Genomic DNA, 16,029 nt, shown 5'->3' with positions numbered 1-16,029 from the left:
ATGAACGCCATCGATACAGCCATCCGCGCCGCTGCCGCGAGCATCACGGTCAAGGGCCTGACCAAGGCCTATGATCCCCAGACGGTCGTCATCCCGCCGATGGATGTCGAGCTGAAGGCCGGCGAATTCACCGTCGTGCTCGGCCCTTCCGGCTGCGGCAAGTCCACCCTTCTGCAGATGATCGCCGGGCTTGAACGGGTGAGCGGCGGCAAGATCCTGATCGGCGCCCGCGAAGTGCAGGATCTCGAACCGAAACATCGCGGCTGCGCCATGGTATTCCAGAACTATGCGCTCTATCCGCATATGAGCGTGTTCGAGAACATGGCCTATAGCCTCAAGGTCGCCGGCATGCAGAAGGCCGAACGCACAGAGCGGGTCGCGGCGGTCGCCAAGATGCTCGGCCTTGCCGACTATCTGCATCGCAAGCCGGGACAACTCTCCGGCGGCCAGCGCCAGCGCGTCGCGATCGGCCGCGCAATCGTGCGAGAGCCGGGCGTGCTGCTGTTCGACGAGCCGCTGTCCAACCTCGATGCCCAACTGCGGCACGACATGCGTGTCGAGCTTGCCGACCTGCATCGCCGCATCGGCGCCACCACCGTCTTCGTCACCCACGATCAGGTGGAGGCGATGACGCTCGCCGACCGCATCCTGATCCTCAACAAGGGCCGGATCGAGCAGTTCGATACGCCGAAGGCCATCTATCACCATCCGGCCTCGGTCTTCGTCGCGAAATTCATCGGTGCCCCGCCGATGAATATCCTGCCCGTCACCGGAGACGGGTCGGTGCTGAGGCTCGCCGACGGGCAGGTCGTGGCGAACGCAGCGCTGACCGGCGCCTACCAGCTCGGCATCCGGCCCGAGGATATCGTCGTCGACGGCAAGGCGGACGGCCATGCGGTCAAGGCGGCACTCCGGTTCCGCGAGGATCTCGGTTCCCATTCGGTGCTGGCCGCCGATCTCGGCGGTTCAGTCGTCCGCATCGCGACACCCTTCGGCGCGGAGATTGCCGACCGGCTCGAACTTCTCCTGAACTTCCCGACCTCGCGGCTGCATCTCTTCGATGCAGCGACAGGCCGGGCCATACCCGGTGCCTTCGGCGCGCAATGAAAGCCCGGCGCCAAAGGCGCCATATGAAAGAAATTCTCATGAACTACAAAGACTTCATCGCCGATCCGGCGCGCAGCTGCGCCGTCGTCGCCCATCGCGGTGCCTGGCACGGTGCGCCTGAAAACAGCCTGGCGGCCATCGAGAACGCCATAACGCTCGGCTGCGATATCGTCGAACTCGACGTGCGCAAGAGCGCCGACGGCCAGCTTTTCCTGATGCATGACGATACGCTGGAACGTATGGCCGGCATCGACCGCGATGCCGAGACTTTCACCATGGCCGAGCTTCAAGCGATCATGCTGCGCGAGGACGACGGCGGCGAAGGTCGCGCAGCGAGCGATCAGCGCATCCCGACGCTGAGACAGGCGCTGGAGATCATCCGCGGCCGCATCTTCGCCGATCTCGATCTCAAGGATCGCGGGCTTTTCTCCGAGGTCGCCGCCTGCGCCCGCGAGATGGGTGCGGCCGCCGATGTCGACCTCAAGACGAAGGTTTACAGCCTGGCTGATGTGGAATGGGTGCGCGCCCAGAAGATCGACGGCGTGCCATTCATGGGCATGGCGCGTTTCACTGCCGAAAACACCGGCGACGCGCTGGCGGTGCTTGCCGAACTCTCGCCCTTCATGTGCGAAATCCGCTTCGACAGCCTCGAGACGATCGCGTATCACCGCGAGGCCTTCGCAAAGGCCGGCATGGCGCTCTGGGTCAACACGCTCGACCAGCCCGGCAGCGGCGAATGGACGGACAGTGCGGCTCTCGCCGACCCCGATCAGATCTGGGGCCGGTTGATCGACGCGGGCATCAGCGTTATCCAGACGGACCAGCCCGCCGCATTGAAATCCTACATAAAGGCACGCCAAGCATGACGATCATTTCCGACGTCGTCCTCCTGTCCCTGATGGAGGATATGCGCCAGGCTGGCGAGGCAGAGGTTCTGCCCCGCTTCCTCGGCGTAACGGCAGATGGCATCCGCGCCAAGACCGCTCCGGACGACATCGTCACCGATGCCGATCTGGGTGCGGAACGGCGGCTTTCCGCAGCACTCTCTGCCCATTTTCCCAAAGCGCTGATCGTCGGCGAGGAGGCTGTCTCCGCCGATCCGGCGCTGCTCGACCGCCTGGCGGATGCCGAACTCGCGGCGATCATCGATCCCGTCGACGGCACCTGGAATTTCGCCCATGGCGTGCCGCTGTTCGGCATGATCGTGGCGATCGTGTCCGGCGGAGAAACCGTCGCGGGGCTGATCCACTATCCGCTGACCGGCGATTTTCTCGTGGCCCGGCCGGGCGACGGCGCTTGGCATATCGCTCATGACGGCGCGCGCACCCGCCTTAGCGTTGCGGTGCCGGCTCCGGTCGGCGAAATGAGCGGGTTCGTGCCGCTGCACATGTTCTCGACCGAAGAACAGGAAGCATTCGCGCCGCGGCTCCTGCGTTTCGGCCGCACTACCACATGGCGGTGCTCCGCCTTCGAATACCGGATGGTGGCGACCGGCGCGATGAGCTTCTCGCTGAATGCCGACATGAAACCCTGGGATCATGCGGCCGGCGAACTGATCCACCGCGAAGCCGGCGGCCATAGCGGCCTCCTGAGCGGCGAGACCTATCGGCCCGCGATGACGCAGGGGCGGCTGCTGCTCGCGCCCGATGCGACGAGCTGGGAGGCTATCCGCGCCAGCTTGAGCTGAAAGCCAGGTTTCCGGAGGACGGCAATTTTCAGTCTGGCTTTCGTCATCATCACATGTAATGTATACATGCCTAGGCTCTCGGGAGGAGTCTGCATCACGTATCAGGATCCCTGATGGGGTTTCGCTGCGGTGGTGGGAATGCACAGCCGCCGCCTGCATGTCGGATACTGATCTTGCGGGCAGCGGCCGATAGGGAGGATCAGGATCGGATGCAGCAGCTTGCCGAGACCACGGTGGCCAGCCAGGACGCGCTTCTGGATATCCAGAGCCTGACATTGTCGTTGCGCGACCAATCGGGTTGGGTCGAAGTCCTCAATAATGTTTCGCTTTCGGTGAAGCCGAAGGAAATTCTCGGTGTCGTCGGCGAGAGTGGCTGCGGCAAATCGATGACTGCTCTCTCCATTCTCCGGCTCCTGCCGCCGCGCGATTCCCGCCTTGGCGGCAAGATCATGTTCGGCGGCGAGAACCTCGTCTCCTGTTCCGAATCGCAGATGAATCGCATTCGCGGGCGGCACATCAGCATGATTTTCCAGGAGCCGATGAGTGCGCTTGATCCCGTATTCACCGTCGGTTACCAGATCGAAGAGACGCTCCAGCGGCATTTCAAGCTGGACCGTCGGGAGGTAGCGGAGCGCGCCGTCGCAGCGCTGGATTCGGTCGGCATCGCATCGCCACGCCACGTCGCTACGCTTTACCCGATGAACCTCTCGGGCGGCATGCGCCAGCGGGTGATGATCGCCATGGCGCTGGTTTGCGAGCCGCGCCTGCTCATCGCCGACGAGCCGACGACGGCTCTCGACGTGACCATCCAGGCACAGATCATGGACCTGCTTTTAGGCCTCGCCGACCGTACCGGCACGGCCATCATGTTCATCACCCACAATCTCGGACTGGTCGCGCAAAGCTGCCACCGGATGGTCACGATGTATGCAGGGCAGGTCGTCGAGGGCGGTCCCGTCAGAGACGTCATCGCCGGTCCCCGCCACCCTTATACGGCCGGGCTCCTGCACTCGATACCCGACAGCAACCGCGCGCGCGGCACGCTGCCTTCGATCGCCGGCCGTGTTCCGTCGCTGCGTCACATGCCGAAGGGCTGTCGCTTCGGGCCGCGCTGTTCCTATTCCATGCAGCCCTGCGAATTGCCCCAGAGCATCGAGAGCGAGGGCGTACAGGATATCGATCGCAGGGAAGTGCGCTGCAATCGCTGGGAAGAGCTCGCATTGAGAGGGGTCGGAGCATGAGTTTGGCCACGTCTTCCGAGCAGCCGGCGCTTGATGTCGACGATCTGCATGTCACCTTCGGCAATCCACGGCGCGGCTCGCTGATCCGTGCCGTCGACGGGGTCAGCTTCAGCGTCCGCAGGGGCGAGATTTTTGGCGTGATCGGCGAGTCCGGTTCCGGCAAATCGACGCTCGGACGTTGTCTTGTCGGCCTGCTCAGTCCAAGCGGCGGCGGGGTTCTGCATGACGGCATCGATCCGTTCAAGTTTTCCCGCCGCGAACTCAATCGCCATCGGCGCAAGTATCAGATCGTCTCTCAGGATCCGAATGCGGCCTTCGATCCGCGCATGACCATCCTTCAGAGCATCTGCGAGCCCTTGAACATAGCCGGCGAGGGGACGAAGGCCGAGCGGCGCGAAAAGGCGTTTGCGATGCTGGACCGAGTGTCGCTGTCGGCCGAAATGGCCAACCGCTATCCACATGAGATTTCCGGCGGCCAGAAGCAGCGCGCAAATATCGCCCGTGCGCTGATGCTGGATCCGAACGTGATCGTCTGCGACGAGGTGGTGGCGGCGCTCGACGTGTCGATCCAGGCCGACATGCTCAATCTCTTCGCCCGGCTGCAGGAGCAGTTCGGCCTCACCTACGTCTTCATCAGCCATGACCTGCGGGTCGTCAGCCATATCAGCGACCGCGTGGCCGTGATGTATTTCGGCAAGATCGTCGAAGTCGGTCCGGCGCACGCCGTGATCGAAACGCCGCTGCATCCCTATACGGAGGCGCTGCGCTCGGCCGAACCGGAGATCGACCCGACGGCCGCCGATGCCCGGCAGAGGATTATCCTGCAGGGCGAGATACCGAGCGCGATCGCGCCGCCGAGCGGCTGCCGCTTCCATACGCGCTGTCCGCGGGTGCGCGACATCTGTCGCACGCAGGAACCCCAGCAGCGCCAATTGCTGCCCGGGCGGCATGTCGCCTGCCATTTCGCTGAGGAGATGCTGGGCGAAAAGGAGAGGAGAGGTCTTGATCTTTCGGAAGGGAACGGCGCCCGCCAGGACGCTGCCGCACAGGGCGCTGACATAATGTGACGCTGATATAGCGGCCGAAGACGGCCGGTCATGGATGATGGAGGAGAAGACGTGACCACAGATTTATTTGGAAAGATACCGGATATTAGCCGTCGTTCGCTGCTGGCTGGAACGGCCGCGGCGGGCGGCCTGGCCCTGTTGCCTGCAACGGTGCGGGCTCAGTCCCCGCAACCGAGATCCGGCGGCACTCTGAGAGCCGTGATGCCGTTCAACCCCGCCGCGCTCGATCCGCTGACGGGTCGCAACAATCCCGATTTCAACGCGCTTCTCCTGATGTTCGACGCCCTGATTGGCTTTGATCCGCAGACGCTCGAATTGCAGCCGATGCTGGCGACCTCGTGGAAGTTCACCGACCCGACAACGCTGGTTCTCGAGTTGCGCCAGGGCGTCGAGTTCCATGACGGCACCCCGTTCAACGCCGAAGCGGTGGTCTTCCACCTGCAGCGCTGCAGCACCTACGATCGCTCGAACGTGAAATCGGACCTTGCTGTCGTCGACAAGGTCGAGGCGACCGGCCCCTATCAGGTTTCGCTGAAGCTGAAATACCCGGACGCCACCCTGCCTGCGATCCTGACCGACCGTGCCGGCCTCATCGTGTCGCCCGCTTCGGTCAAGGCCGCTGCCGGCGGCAATGTCGATCGCGCGCCTGTTGGCACCGGGCCGTTCAAGTTCGTCGAATGGCAGGACAATACCCTGATCAAGGTGGTGAAAAACGCCAACTACTGGGGTGATAAGCCCTATCTCGACGGCGTCGACATGCGCATCGTCAACGAGTTCAATACGGCTGTGCGCACGGTGACCGCCGGCGAAGCCGATATCGTTCTCAACATGAGCGCACAGCAGATGGCCGTGGCCAAGCGCGACCCGAAGCTGGTCGCCGAAGCGACGCCATCGATGATCTATTACACGGCCTTCCTGAACTACGGCGAGGGACCGCTGAAAGACGTTCGCGTTCGGCAGGCGATGAACTGGGCGCTCGACCGGCCGGTGCTCAATCAGGTCCTGTGGGGCGGCCTCGGTGGCGGTCATTGCAGCATGTTCCCGTCGGGTTTCTGGGCCAACGATCCCGCGACCGAGAACTTCTACAAGCTGGACCTCGACCGCGCCAAGTCGCTGCTGAAGGATGCGGGTTTCGCAAACGGCATCGAGATCGCCACCTTCACCTGGGCCGACCAGGCGGCGGTGCAGCGTCAGGAAGTCCTCGGCGCGCAGCTTGCCGAAGCCGGCATCCGGCTGAAAGTTACCCCGGCACAGCCGGCGCAGACGATGCAGTACTTCCTGACCGAGAAAAAGGGTCAGATGCTGATGACCCCGACGGGCGGTCTTCCGGATCCGGCAACCGCCTACGACCGGCAGTTCTCGGCAACGGCCTATCGCAACGCCGCCAAGATCGAACTGCCGGGTTATCGCGAGCTGATGGATGCGTCGATGAACACGTTCGACAACGCCAAGCGAAAGGACGTGCTCCACAAGATGCAGCGTTTCGTGCTGGAAAACGCGCTGCACCTGCCGCAGTTCTCGTCTGCCGGCATCATCATTCGCACGCCCAAGGTGCACGGTTTCAATTTCAGCCTGCTGCAGCGCCCGCGCTTCCACAAGGTGTGGATGGAAGCCTGAGGCTCAAGCCATGCGATCACCCGATGCGGCCGTCGCGTCGGGTGATCGCCCGGAAACCGGAGCGGGGCGGGTTCGCCTGTGCCGCTCCCCGCATCGGAAGGCAGTGGTTCTGCGCCTCCGATGTTCCTTTCGCGGGCCATTGAAACGGCCAGCGTCAAATGCGGATTGACGGAGTATCAATGATGTACGGCGTCCCCGGGATGGTTGCGCAAAGGCTCATGCAACTCGTGCCCGTGATGATCGTGGCCACGTTCGTGGTGTTTTCGCTCGTCTACATGATGCCCGGCGACCCGGCCATGATGATCGCGGGTGACTATGCGACGGCGGAACGCATCGCGGAAATCCGTCATATCTACGGATTCGACCGGCCGATGCTGGTGCAATATTTCTTCTGGCTGGGAAATGCCGTGCAGGGCGATCTCGGTCATTCGCTGTTCTCGAACGAATCCGTTCTGCGGCTGATCCTGTCGCGCCTGCCGCATACGGTCCTGCTGGTTCTCTATGCGCTGGTTCTGGGTGCGGCACTCGGCATTCCGCTTGGCATTCTTGCAGCCACGCGCCAAGGCACCACGCTCGACAAGATCATCACCAGCGTCGCCTCGCTCGGTGTCGCGGTTCCTAATTTCTGGCTCGGTATCATTCTGGTGACGCTGTTTTCGCTCGGTTATCGCTGGTTCCCGGCGACTGGTGCCGTATCCGTCTTCGAAAAACCGCTGGAGGCGCTCTATTACGCGACCCTTCCGGCGATTGCGCTCTCCACCGGCGTGGTCGCGGTTCTGGCAAGGCAGGTGCGTAGTGCGCTGCTTGAAGTGCTCGGCTCGCAATATATCCGCACGCTGCGCGCCAAGGGGCTCGGTTCCGGCGCCATCCTTTGGAAACACGGGCTGCGCAACGTGGCGGCGACGATGCTGACGATTGCCGGCCTGCAGGTGAACCGGCTGTTTTCCAGCGCCGTCATCATCGAGGCGGTCTTCGCCATTCCCGGTGTCGGCAACCTCATCAGCTATTCGGCGCTCAACAAGGATTTCCCGGTAGTGCAGGGCGTGGCGCTCGTGCTTGTGCTGGTGGTTATCCTCACCAATCTCCTGGTCGACGTGCTCAACGCGACTTTCGATCCCAGAGTGGCGGCCTCCACATGACCGATACGAACATGACCGCGATGACCCAAACCGCTGCCGCGCCGGCAGCCAGGACGACCTTGCCGCCTCCCGTCCGCTTCCGCTTCTGGGCCTGGCTGTGGGGCGACAAGCGCGCGCTGATCAGCCTTGCCTATCTCTCCGTCCTGGTTCTGGCGGCGATCTTTGCGCCGCTGATCGTGCCTTATGCGCCCAACAAGCAGAACCTGATGGACCTTCTGGCGCCGCCGAGCGGCGCGCACTGGCTCGGCACCGACGACCTTGGCCGCGATACGCTGAGCCGGCTGATATACGGCTCCTACAATGCGCTTTATGCGGCGAGCCTCGCCGTCGGCATCGGCGTCGCGATCGGCGTGCCGCTTGGCGTGTTCATCGGTTTTATCGGGGGCTGGGTCGATCAGGTCGGCAGCCGCATTATCGACGGTGTCCTCGCCTTTCCGCCGCTCGTGCTGGCCGTCGCCGTCACCGGCGCGCTCGGCATCGGCCTCACCAATGCGATGATCGCCGTCGGCTTCGCCTTCGCGCCGGTGCTTGCCCGCACGATGCGGGCGCAGACGCTGGTGGTGAAGAACGCGCTCTATGTCGAGGCGGCTGTCGGCTTCGGCGCGTCACGCCTGCATCTGATCCTGCGCCATATCCTGCCCAATGCGATCCAGCCCGTGATCGTCGAAGTGACCCTGATGCTGGCCGTGGCGCTTCTGGCGGAAGCCGGATTGAGCTTCCTGTCGCTCGGCGTCCAGCCGCCCGAATCGAGCTGGGGCGGCATGCTGGCGCGCGCCTACCATTATGTCGAAGTGGCGCCCGAGCAGATGTATGCGCCGGGTTTCGCCATCCTGTTCACCGCGCTCGCCTTCAACACGCTCGGCGAATCGATCCGCGTGCTCCTCGATCCCACCATCAAGCGCCGGTAATTCCCGATTTCAGAGCAAATCCTGTTCAATCCGGGTCATATCCGGCAGGTCCTTGCGATCTTGTCTTGTCGACGTCATCGACGATGTCTTCGTTCGGCTTTGCGCCTTCCAAAAGCCGTCAGTCCCCACGGCTTGTAAATGGAAAGCAGGAGAGGAATGAGAAGCACGATCAACCCTGCCGCAGAATGGACTACGACCGAAAGCTGAATTCGCCCCAGTTCTGGGGGGAAAGGGAGTCTCGCAACACTGGCATCGGCCAGTCTGGCAATCCCTGGCAGCTGTGCAAGGAGAATCGCTAGAATAGCTATGGAGATTACCAGCTTGGCGAGCACCCACCAATGATCGAGTAGTCGCCACGGGGTGAAGAGTGCTTGAATGATGCCAAGCAGCAGCGCCGAGCCAAGAAGGGGGACGATAACGACCAAGGTGATCAAGTCCATCGATGGATAAACACCTGAGAACAACTCCGTTTCTGACGTCACCAGCCCTGTTCCCGCCAAAGCCAAAAAGGTGGCGACGGAGCCTATTGAACCTACCGAGGTAGCGACGTGAAGAACCAGGGCTGCCTTTCGAACATGCGGACTGAAGAGCATCTGAATCCTTTGAGTGGGCGTGAGCGATAACCCCTCCTGCTTGCTGGCTATCGGGAGCGGGCGTAATATTCGGTGACACGTTGTCCAGGATGGGATCAACGAACAGAATGCGCAGAATGAAGTTTTTTGGACACTTGGCTGCGAATGACCAGTGGAGGACGCATGCAGGCTCCAATTCGGGACCGGCGGATCAACCGTACCCGCACCACCCTTCAACACACGCTGAAAAGCCTCATTCACTCCAGGGGCTACGAAAATGTGACAGTCAATGACATCTGCACAGAGGCGAACGTCGCGCGCTCGACCTTTTACCTGCATTTCACCGGCAAAGATGATCTCAAACGAAGCGTGTTCGAGCACCTGCTCAACGAAATCGAAAGGCAACGTCCAAGTGGCTCAAACATCCCCTTCGACTTTGTCGAACCGATTTTCCAGCATGCCCGCAATCACTACGGCTCTTACAAAGCCCTCCGGCGCGGACGAGGAAGAACAATTGCTCTGGCCCGAATAGATCAGATATTTGGAGACCTCCTTCGAGAGCAGATTCATACCTCGGATGTCTCTGCAGAGGAGAGCTTTATTCCTCAGCCGATGATCGTCGCGTTCTACACCGGAAGCTTTATGGCCCTGCTTATCTGGTGGCTAGATTCCGGAGCACGAATAGCGCCAGAGCAAATGGCGTCGATGTATCGCCGTCTCGCCTGTGCCGAACTCCACAGCTTAAGTAGCTTACAAATCTGTAAAGCTTGGGAAAGGTGAGTGACAACGGAGCAATCTAGATGCGAAACAGCCTGGCCTCGCGGTCGGGCTGTTTCGTCGCGTCTATCGCATCTTGGCTGCGGATCACGCGGTCTGGTCGAGCCAGACGCGGTGGAAGCGCGGCGAGTGCAGCCGGTCGTATCGGAAGTCCTTGACCTTCTTGTTGCGGATCGACATGGCGGCCGAGGTGACCAGCGGCAGGTGCAGCGCCTGTTCCACGACGAAACGCTGGAGCGCGGCAAATGCCTTCTTGCGTTCGCCGGCATCAGCCGACGTGCCTGTCGCGGTGAGCAGCTTGCGGAACTGCGGATCTTCCACCTTGCCTGCGTTGAACTGACCCGTCGCGCCGAATAGCCGCTCGTAGGTTTGGCTGGGATCGAGCCAGCCGCCCTGCGGATTGAGGATCATCGCGCCCTTGCCCTCGATATAGAAGGCCTGGTTTACGACCTGCGGAGGCGAGGGGGTGACCTTGAGACGAATGCCGACCTGCGAAAGCTGCTCGCCGACCACTTCGAGCCGCTGAACCGATGTCTGGTCCGGCCAGCTCCAGGTCTCGACTTCCAAGCCCTTCGGGTAGCCGGCATCGGCCAGCAGTTTGCGCGCCTTGTCCGGATCGCGCTGGTAGAACTGCGCCGTCCCGGCATCTACCGCCCAGAAATCCTTGGGAAACATGGTCGAGGTCGGTTCACCGAGACCAAGCATCAGGACCTGGTTCAGTTCGTCGCGGTTGATGGCGTAGTTCATCGCCTGCCGGACCCGGATGTCGTTGAGCGGCGGCTTGGCGAAATTCATCATCAGGGTGAAGAAGATCATCGAAGGATCGGCTTCGGCGGTCAGGTCCTGCACCCGGCGGGCGGTAGCGATCTGCTGCGCGGCCATGTTGAGCGCAAGATCGGTTTCGCCGGCGGTGACCGTGCGGGCTGCGGTGTTCAACTCGTTGATGATGCGGAAGTTGATGCCGTCGAGATAGGGCAGGCCCGGCTGCCAGTAATTCGGGTTCTTCTCGACACGGATTAGGTCGTTGTCGCGCCACTCCGCGAACTTGAACGGTCCGGTGCCGACCGGATTGCGATCGACATTCCCGTCGGCAGCCGCCTTGATGGAGGCGGGCGAGACGATGCAGCCGACGCGGCCCGTCAGGATGGTCGGCAGCGAATAGTTCGGCTGCTTCAGCTTGAGCGTCACCTGGCTCGGGCCGGTGACCGCCACCGACGCGACCGAAACCAGGTCCGATTTCACGTTGGAGCGCGGATCGCTGATGAAACGATCGAAATTGAACTTCACGGCCTCGGCGTTAAAAGGCGTACCGTCGTGGAATTTCACGCCGTCGACGAGGTTGAGCACCAGCGTCGTCGGATCGGCGAAGGTCCAGTCCTTGGCGAGCATCGGCTTGAGCTCGAGCGTCGCCGGATCGAAGGCGATCAGCGCGTCGAACAACGCATAAAGCGCGTTGAAATCCGGCACATTGCGCCCGGTCATCGGGTCGAGTGCGGCCGGGTTGAACGGCATGGCGATGCGCAAAGTGCCGCCTGGTTTGGCCTGCGGCGTCTGGGCGAACATCTGCCCGGGCAGCAGCATCGCGCCTCCCAGCGCTGCGCCGGACGCCAGAAGCGTTCTTCGGTTGATCCTGCTGTTATGGATGACAGACGGCACGCCGCCCTTCGTCTTGCTCATCTCTGGGCTCCTCCCCAATGAAACAAACTGATGAAACAAACTCATGCCGACAAGGCTGGTGATGCATACATCGCGCCCGCGATTCGGCTTCCTCCTCCCGAATTGCGGCAACCTGCCGTAGGGGAAACCTACAGCAGGAGGATGCTGATGTATACTTTTGCATTCGGTTTTTGCAGCAAATGACTTCCTTTCAACCGGGCCATATGCCATGGTTGTATGGGAGGCTGCGACGGCGCGGCCGTTGTGTCTTTTGCTCTTTCGGTGCCTGGTCCGGCGCCGTAACCGCGAAGCACGCGACGGTGTCTGTTGCGGGAAGTGGAGGAGAGATCATGGGTGCGTTCGAGCATTCCCGTACCTACGATTACGTCATCGTGGGCGGTGGCACGGCAGGCTGCGTTCTGGCCAACCGGCTATCGGCGGACCCGACGGTCGAGGTGCTGATGATCGAGGGCGGCGGCGAGGGGCGCGGCTTCTACGTCGACATGCCTCTCGGTCTCGCCTATCTCATCGGCAGGCCCAAATATGACTGGCTCTACAAGGGCGAGCCTGAACCTTATCTCGATGGACGCCAGCTTGCACTGCCGCGCGGAAAAATGCTCGGGGGCAGTTCCGCGATCAACGGCCTGATCTATGTGCGCGGCCATGCCTACGATTACGACCAATGGGCGCAGCTCGGCAATCGCGGCTGGTCCTGGGAAAGCGTGCTGCCCTATTTCAAGCGCTCCGAAGCGTTCCATCGCGCTGATTCCGAGGCGCACGGCACCGAGGGCGAATGGGCGGTTTCCGATCCCAATGTGCGCTGGGAGGCCCTGGAGGCCTATCGCCGGGCGGCGATCGAGCAGGGTATTCCCGCTGCGGGCGACTACAATTCCGGCGACAATGAAGGCGTGGCCTTCTTTGTTGCCACGATCAAGAACGGCGTGCGCCATTCCACCGCCCGCGCATTTCTGGAGCCTGTCCGCAACCGCCGCAACCTGTCCGTCGTGACCGGCGCTCTCGTCGACAGGATCATCTTGGAGGGCAGGCGAGCGAGCGGTGTCCTGTTCAGCCTCGATGGCCAGAATCACGAGGCGAAGGCGGGGAGGGAAGTCATTCTATCTGCCGGAGCCTATAGCTCGCCGGCCATCCTCGAGCGCTCCGGCGTCGGCGCGCCGGACGTGCTTGCATCTGCCGGAATAGAGGTGCTGCACCCGTTGCCGGGTGTCGGCGAAAACCTGCAGGACCACTGGCACATCAGGGTTCAGCATCGTCTTCACAACACCCATACGCTGAATACCCGCGCCGGCACGCGGTTCGGCCGGATGCTGCTCGGCATGCAGTATTTTGCAACCAAACGCGGGCCGCTCGGCGGATCGCCGACCCTGCTCGGTGCTTTCATCAAGACCACGCCGGATGCGCCGGCGCCTGAAATCCAGATCCACGTCTCAGGCTCCACCTCGCCGAGTTTCGGCGGCGCCATGCATCCGTTCCCCGGCATCACCTCGTCGGCCTGTATCCTGCGGCCGGAAAGCCGCGGCCATTGCCATGTCGCGGTGGGCGACCCTGCGGTCCAGCCGCGCATCCTGCACAATTTCCTGAAAGAGGAGGCCGACCGCGACATCCTGATACGGTCGATCGACGCGGTCCGGCGCATCGCCGCAAGCCCCGCCATGGCGCGTTTCGAGCCAGAGGAAATTGCGCCGACCGCTGCCGTGCAGTCGCATGACGAGATGCTCGACTATGCGCGCCGGACCCTCAACACGACTTTCCATCCCGTTGGCACCTGCAAGATGGGCCGCGACCGTTTGGCGGTGGTCGACGATCGGTTGCGGGTCCACGGCATCACCGGCCTTCGCGTCGTCGACGCCTCGATCATGCCGACCATCGTCTCCGGCAATACCCAGGCCCCGACCGTGATGATCGCGGAAAAGGCGGCGGATTTCATCCGCGAGGAAAGGCTGGGGCTCGAGGAAAAGATGGGGACGCAGGCGGCGTGAGGCCGCACAGACGAAAGCAGCACATATGTTAACGATGAGCGAGACGCATACGAAGATGGCCAGATTCGAAACCGCCGGGGCGATCGATTGCGACGTCCACCCGCCGACACCGCGTCGCGCCGACCTGCTTTCCTATCTCGACGACTACTGGCAGGAGATCGTGACTTCACGCGAAGTCGACGTGCTGGAACTGATGAGTTATCCTGAGCGCACGCGTCCCTATATGCGGCCTGACTGGACGTGGAGCGGCGATCCGCTCGCGCAGATGCAGAAGAACCTGCTTGACCCGCTGGGTCTTGGAGGTGCTATCCTCAACGTGGTTTCAGGCGCCCACGCCCTGTTCGATCCCTATCTGGCCGCCGCCATATGCCGTGCCACCAACGATTGGCTTGCCGACAAGTGGCTGAGCCGCGATAGCCGCCTCCGGGCATCGATGCTGGTGCCGTTCCAGAATGTCGAGGCTGCGGTCGAGGAGATCGAGCGCCGGGCCGACGACAAGCGTTTCGTGCAGGTCCTGACGCTCGCCATGACCGAGCTGCCGCTCGGCCGCCGCACCTACTGGCCGATCTACGAGGCGGCGGAGAAACACGGCCTGCCGATCGGCATTCATGCGGGATCGAATTTCCGCCACGCGCCGAGCCATAGCGGCTTCCATTCCTTCCTGATCGAAGACCATGTAGTTCAGCCGCAGGGTTTCTCCACCCAGGTCGCGAGCCTGATTTCCGAGGGCGTCTTCGTCAAATATCCCAATTTGAAGGCCGTGATGATCGAGTCCGGCGTGACCTGGATGCCGGCGCTGATGTGGCGCATGAGCAAGGACTGGCGCGGCGCCCGCATCGAGGTGCCGTGGGTCAAGGACGCGCCTGCCGACATCATCAGGAGGCACATCCGCATGACGTCGCAGCCCTTCGACGGCCCTGACGATGTCGAGGACGTCGCCAGGACGCTCGACCATTTGCTCAGCGATGATATGCTGCTGTTCTCTTCGGATTACCCGCATTGGCATTTCGAGGGCCTGGACGTGCTGCCCGAGGGCTTGCCGGAAGCCAAGGTGAATAAGATCCTTCGCGACAACGTTCTCGCCACCTATCCGAGATTTGGAGGCTGATCCCCATGGAAACCCCAGTACTCGAACGTAGCTCCGAAAAATCGCAGATGCAGGGCGTGGTGGATTGCGACGTGCATCCGGCTTTCTCCCGGCCGGACCAGTTGCTCGACTACCTGCCCGAACGCTGGAAAACGCATGTGCGGGATTTCGCGGTGCGCACGGCAAACCCGTTGCTCGGCACGCTGCCCTATCCGCGCATGACGCCGGGCAACGGCATGCGCCGTGATTCCTGGCCGCCGAACGGTGGCCCGCCGGCATCGGACCTTGTTTTCCTGCGGGAACAATTGCTGGACCAGTGTAACATCGACTACGGCATCCTGCAGCCGCTCGCAGCCGGCAGCATGGCCTTCAACCAGGAACTCGGTGCAGCGCTCTGCGCGGCGCTGAACGACTGGCAGATCGACAAGTTTGCCGGGCCGGAACCTCGGCTGAAAGCCTCCATTTGTATCTCCCAAGAGGACGCGAGGGAATCGGTTGCCGAAATCGACCGGCGTGTCACCGACCGCCGTTTCGTGCAGATCGCCATGCCGCCGCGCACGCTGGAGCCCTGCGGACGCCGCCGCTACTGGCCGATCTACGAGGCGGCCGAACATTACGGCCTGCCGATCGGGCTGCACACCAGCGCCTTCGGCTACCGCCCGAATACGCCGTCCGGCTGGAGCTCGTTTTATCTGGAGGAACACTACGCAGCCTCCAACAGCCTCCAGACCGTGCTCTCCAGCATGATCCTCGAAGGCGTGTTCGAACAATTCCCGAAGCTGAAGATCGTGCTCGTCGAAGGCGGGTTCTCCTGGCTACCGTCACTCGTCTGGCGGCTCGACCGGGAATGGAAGCGCATGCGCGACGAGGTTCCGCACGTGAAGCGCAAGCCGTCCGAATATGTGCGCGAGAATTTCTGGTACACCACCCAGCCGATCGAGGAGCCGGAGAACAACCGGCATCTCCTCGATATCCTGCGCTGGATCGGCACCGACCGGCTGATGTTCTCGACCGACTATCCGCACTGGGATTTCGACGATCCGCGTTTTGCCTTCAAGGTGCCACTGACACCGGCCGAGCGCTCCGCTATATTCCGCAACAACGCGGTGGAGCTGTTTGGCCTGAAATGACCACGGCGCCGTCGCGGAACTGAGCGACCCTCCGGCCTGAAACC

14 protein-coding genes are annotated in these 16,029 nt (G+C 62.4%); 12 read left to right on the top strand and 2 right to left on the bottom strand.

Annotated features, from left to right (window positions below; genetic code table 11):
- The 8 genes from AC1D3C_RS08965 (at nucleotide 1) to AC1D3C_RS08930 (ending at nucleotide 8,766) form a co-directional block, all read left to right on the top strand.
- Nucleotides 1-1,107 (top strand): ABC transporter ATP-binding protein, encoded by a 1,107-nt coding sequence (locus AC1D3C_RS08965; RefSeq protein WP_477482632.1) that lies wholly within the window; start codon nucleotides 1-3, stop codon nucleotides 1,105-1,107.
- Between the two features lie 38 nt (nucleotides 1,108-1,145).
- Nucleotides 1,146-1,973, top strand: a complete 828-nt coding sequence (locus tag AC1D3C_RS08960) for a glycerophosphodiester phosphodiesterase family protein (protein WP_477482631.1) — start codon at nucleotides 1,146-1,148, stop codon at nucleotides 1,971-1,973.
- Complete coding sequence (locus tag AC1D3C_RS08955) at nucleotides 1,970-2,794, top strand: inositol monophosphatase family protein (RefSeq protein WP_477482630.1); 825 nt, start codon at nucleotides 1,970-1,972, stop codon at nucleotides 2,792-2,794. Before AC1D3C_RS08960 ends, AC1D3C_RS08955 begins: the two co-directional genes overlap by 4 nt.
- 209 nt (nucleotides 2,795-3,003) lie before the next feature.
- Nucleotides 3,004-4,035, top strand: a complete 1,032-nt coding sequence (locus AC1D3C_RS08950) for an ABC transporter ATP-binding protein (RefSeq protein ID WP_477482629.1) — start codon at nucleotides 3,004-3,006, stop codon at nucleotides 4,033-4,035.
- Complete coding sequence (locus tag AC1D3C_RS08945) at nucleotides 4,032-5,102, top strand: ABC transporter ATP-binding protein (protein WP_477482628.1); 1,071 nt, start codon at nucleotides 4,032-4,034, stop codon at nucleotides 5,100-5,102. The genes AC1D3C_RS08950 and AC1D3C_RS08945 overlap by 4 nt, the downstream gene beginning before the upstream one ends.
- 201 nt (nucleotides 5,103-5,303) lie before the next feature.
- A complete protein-coding gene (locus AC1D3C_RS08940) occupies nucleotides 5,304-6,719 on the top strand; it encodes an ABC transporter substrate-binding protein (RefSeq protein ID WP_477482627.1) in 1,416 nt (471 codons plus the stop codon).
- A gap of 218 nt (nucleotides 6,720-6,937) precedes the next feature.
- Nucleotides 6,938-7,858: an ABC transporter permease gene (locus AC1D3C_RS08935; RefSeq protein ID WP_477482626.1), complete on the top strand. Its 921-nt coding sequence runs from the start codon at nucleotides 6,938-6,940 to the stop codon at nucleotides 7,856-7,858.
- A complete protein-coding gene (locus tag AC1D3C_RS08930; RefSeq protein WP_477482625.1) occupies nucleotides 7,855-8,766 on the top strand; it encodes an ABC transporter permease in 912 nt (303 codons plus the stop codon). Before AC1D3C_RS08935 ends, AC1D3C_RS08930 begins: the two co-directional genes overlap by 4 nt.
- A gap of 74 nt (nucleotides 8,767-8,840) precedes the next feature.
- Here the strand turns inward: AC1D3C_RS08930 and AC1D3C_RS08925 are convergent, their stop codons facing one another.
- On the bottom strand, nucleotides 8,841-9,359 hold the full coding sequence (locus AC1D3C_RS08925; RefSeq protein ID WP_477482624.1) for a hypothetical protein: 519 nt from the start codon (nucleotides 9,357-9,359) through the stop codon (nucleotides 8,841-8,843).
- A gap of 162 nt (nucleotides 9,360-9,521) precedes the next feature.
- Here AC1D3C_RS08925 and AC1D3C_RS08920 point away from each other — a divergent pair, with 162 nt between their 5' ends.
- Nucleotides 9,522-10,118 carry a TetR/AcrR family transcriptional regulator gene (locus AC1D3C_RS08920; protein WP_477482623.1) on the top strand — a complete coding sequence of 199 codons (597 nt, stop codon included), beginning with the start codon at nucleotides 9,522-9,524 and terminating at the stop codon, nucleotides 10,116-10,118.
- A gap of 84 nt (nucleotides 10,119-10,202) precedes the next feature.
- On the opposite strand, the gene AC1D3C_RS08915 is transcribed toward AC1D3C_RS08920, so the two are convergent.
- The gene (locus tag AC1D3C_RS08915; protein WP_477482622.1) at nucleotides 10,203-11,792 is read right to left on the bottom strand and encodes an ABC transporter substrate-binding protein; all 1,590 of its coding nucleotides are present in this window, start codon (nucleotides 11,790-11,792) and stop codon (nucleotides 10,203-10,205) included.
- A 329-nt stretch (nucleotides 11,793-12,121) separates the two neighbouring features.
- Between AC1D3C_RS08915 and AC1D3C_RS08910 the strand changes: the two genes are divergently transcribed.
- The 3 genes from AC1D3C_RS08910 to AC1D3C_RS08900 are packed head-to-tail and all read left to right on the top strand — an operon-like array spanning nucleotide 12,122 to nucleotide 15,985.
- Nucleotides 12,122-13,768 (top strand): GMC family oxidoreductase, encoded by a 1,647-nt coding sequence (locus tag AC1D3C_RS08910; RefSeq protein WP_477482621.1) that lies wholly within the window; start codon nucleotides 12,122-12,124, stop codon nucleotides 13,766-13,768.
- 55 nt (nucleotides 13,769-13,823) lie between these two features.
- Nucleotides 13,824-14,876, top strand: coding sequence for an amidohydrolase family protein (locus AC1D3C_RS08905; RefSeq protein ID WP_477482620.1), 1,053 nt, complete (start codon nucleotides 13,824-13,826; stop codon nucleotides 14,874-14,876).
- A gap of 5 nt (nucleotides 14,877-14,881) precedes the next feature.
- Entirely contained in the window at nucleotides 14,882-15,985 is a 1,104-nt protein-coding gene (locus AC1D3C_RS08900; protein WP_477482619.1) for an amidohydrolase family protein, read from the top strand.
- The last annotated feature ends 44 nt before the right edge of the window (nucleotides 15,986-16,029 follow it).

The sequence above is a fragment of the Neorhizobium sp. P1_A6 genome, from assembly GCF_056406795.1.
The sequence above is the reverse complement of the archived record's forward strand: the minus strand, read 5'-3'. Positions and strand labels throughout refer to the sequence as shown.

What these genes read in the sequence shown, in the direction of transcription:
- AC1D3C_RS08965 (WP_477482632.1), top strand. Translation starts at nt 1, where the DNA reads ATGAACGCCATCGATACAGCCATCCGCGCCGCTGCCGCGAGCATCACG.
- AC1D3C_RS08960 (WP_477482631.1), top strand. Translation starts at nt 1,146, where the DNA reads ATGAACTACAAAGACTTCATCGCCGATCCGGCGCGCAGCTGCGCCGTC.
- AC1D3C_RS08955 (WP_477482630.1), top strand. Translation starts at nt 1,970, where the DNA reads ATGACGATCATTTCCGACGTCGTCCTCCTGTCCCTGATGGAGGATATG.
- AC1D3C_RS08950 (WP_477482629.1), top strand. Translation starts at nt 3,004, where the DNA reads ATGCAGCAGCTTGCCGAGACCACGGTGGCCAGCCAGGACGCGCTTCTG.
- AC1D3C_RS08945 (WP_477482628.1), top strand. Translation starts at nt 4,032, where the DNA reads ATGAGTTTGGCCACGTCTTCCGAGCAGCCGGCGCTTGATGTCGACGAT.
- AC1D3C_RS08940 (WP_477482627.1), top strand. Translation starts at nt 5,304, where the DNA reads ATGCCGTTCAACCCCGCCGCGCTCGATCCGCTGACGGGTCGCAACAAT.
- AC1D3C_RS08935 (WP_477482626.1), top strand. Translation starts at nt 6,938, where the DNA reads ATGCAACTCGTGCCCGTGATGATCGTGGCCACGTTCGTGGTGTTTTCG.
- AC1D3C_RS08930 (WP_477482625.1), top strand. Translation starts at nt 7,855, where the DNA reads ATGACCGATACGAACATGACCGCGATGACCCAAACCGCTGCCGCGCCG.
- AC1D3C_RS08925 (WP_477482624.1), bottom strand. Translation starts at nt 9,359, where the DNA reads ATGCTCTTCAGTCCGCATGTTCGAAAGGCAGCCCTGGTTCTTCACGTC.
- AC1D3C_RS08920 (WP_477482623.1), top strand. Translation starts at nt 9,522, where the DNA reads ATGCAGGCTCCAATTCGGGACCGGCGGATCAACCGTACCCGCACCACC.
- AC1D3C_RS08915 (WP_477482622.1), bottom strand. Translation starts at nt 11,792, where the DNA reads ATGAGCAAGACGAAGGGCGGCGTGCCGTCTGTCATCCATAACAGCAGG.
- AC1D3C_RS08910 (WP_477482621.1), top strand. Translation starts at nt 12,122, where the DNA reads ATGGGTGCGTTCGAGCATTCCCGTACCTACGATTACGTCATCGTGGGC.
- AC1D3C_RS08905 (WP_477482620.1), top strand. Translation starts at nt 13,824, where the DNA reads ATGGCCAGATTCGAAACCGCCGGGGCGATCGATTGCGACGTCCACCCG.
- AC1D3C_RS08900 (WP_477482619.1), top strand. Translation starts at nt 14,882, where the DNA reads ATGGAAACCCCAGTACTCGAACGTAGCTCCGAAAAATCGCAGATGCAG.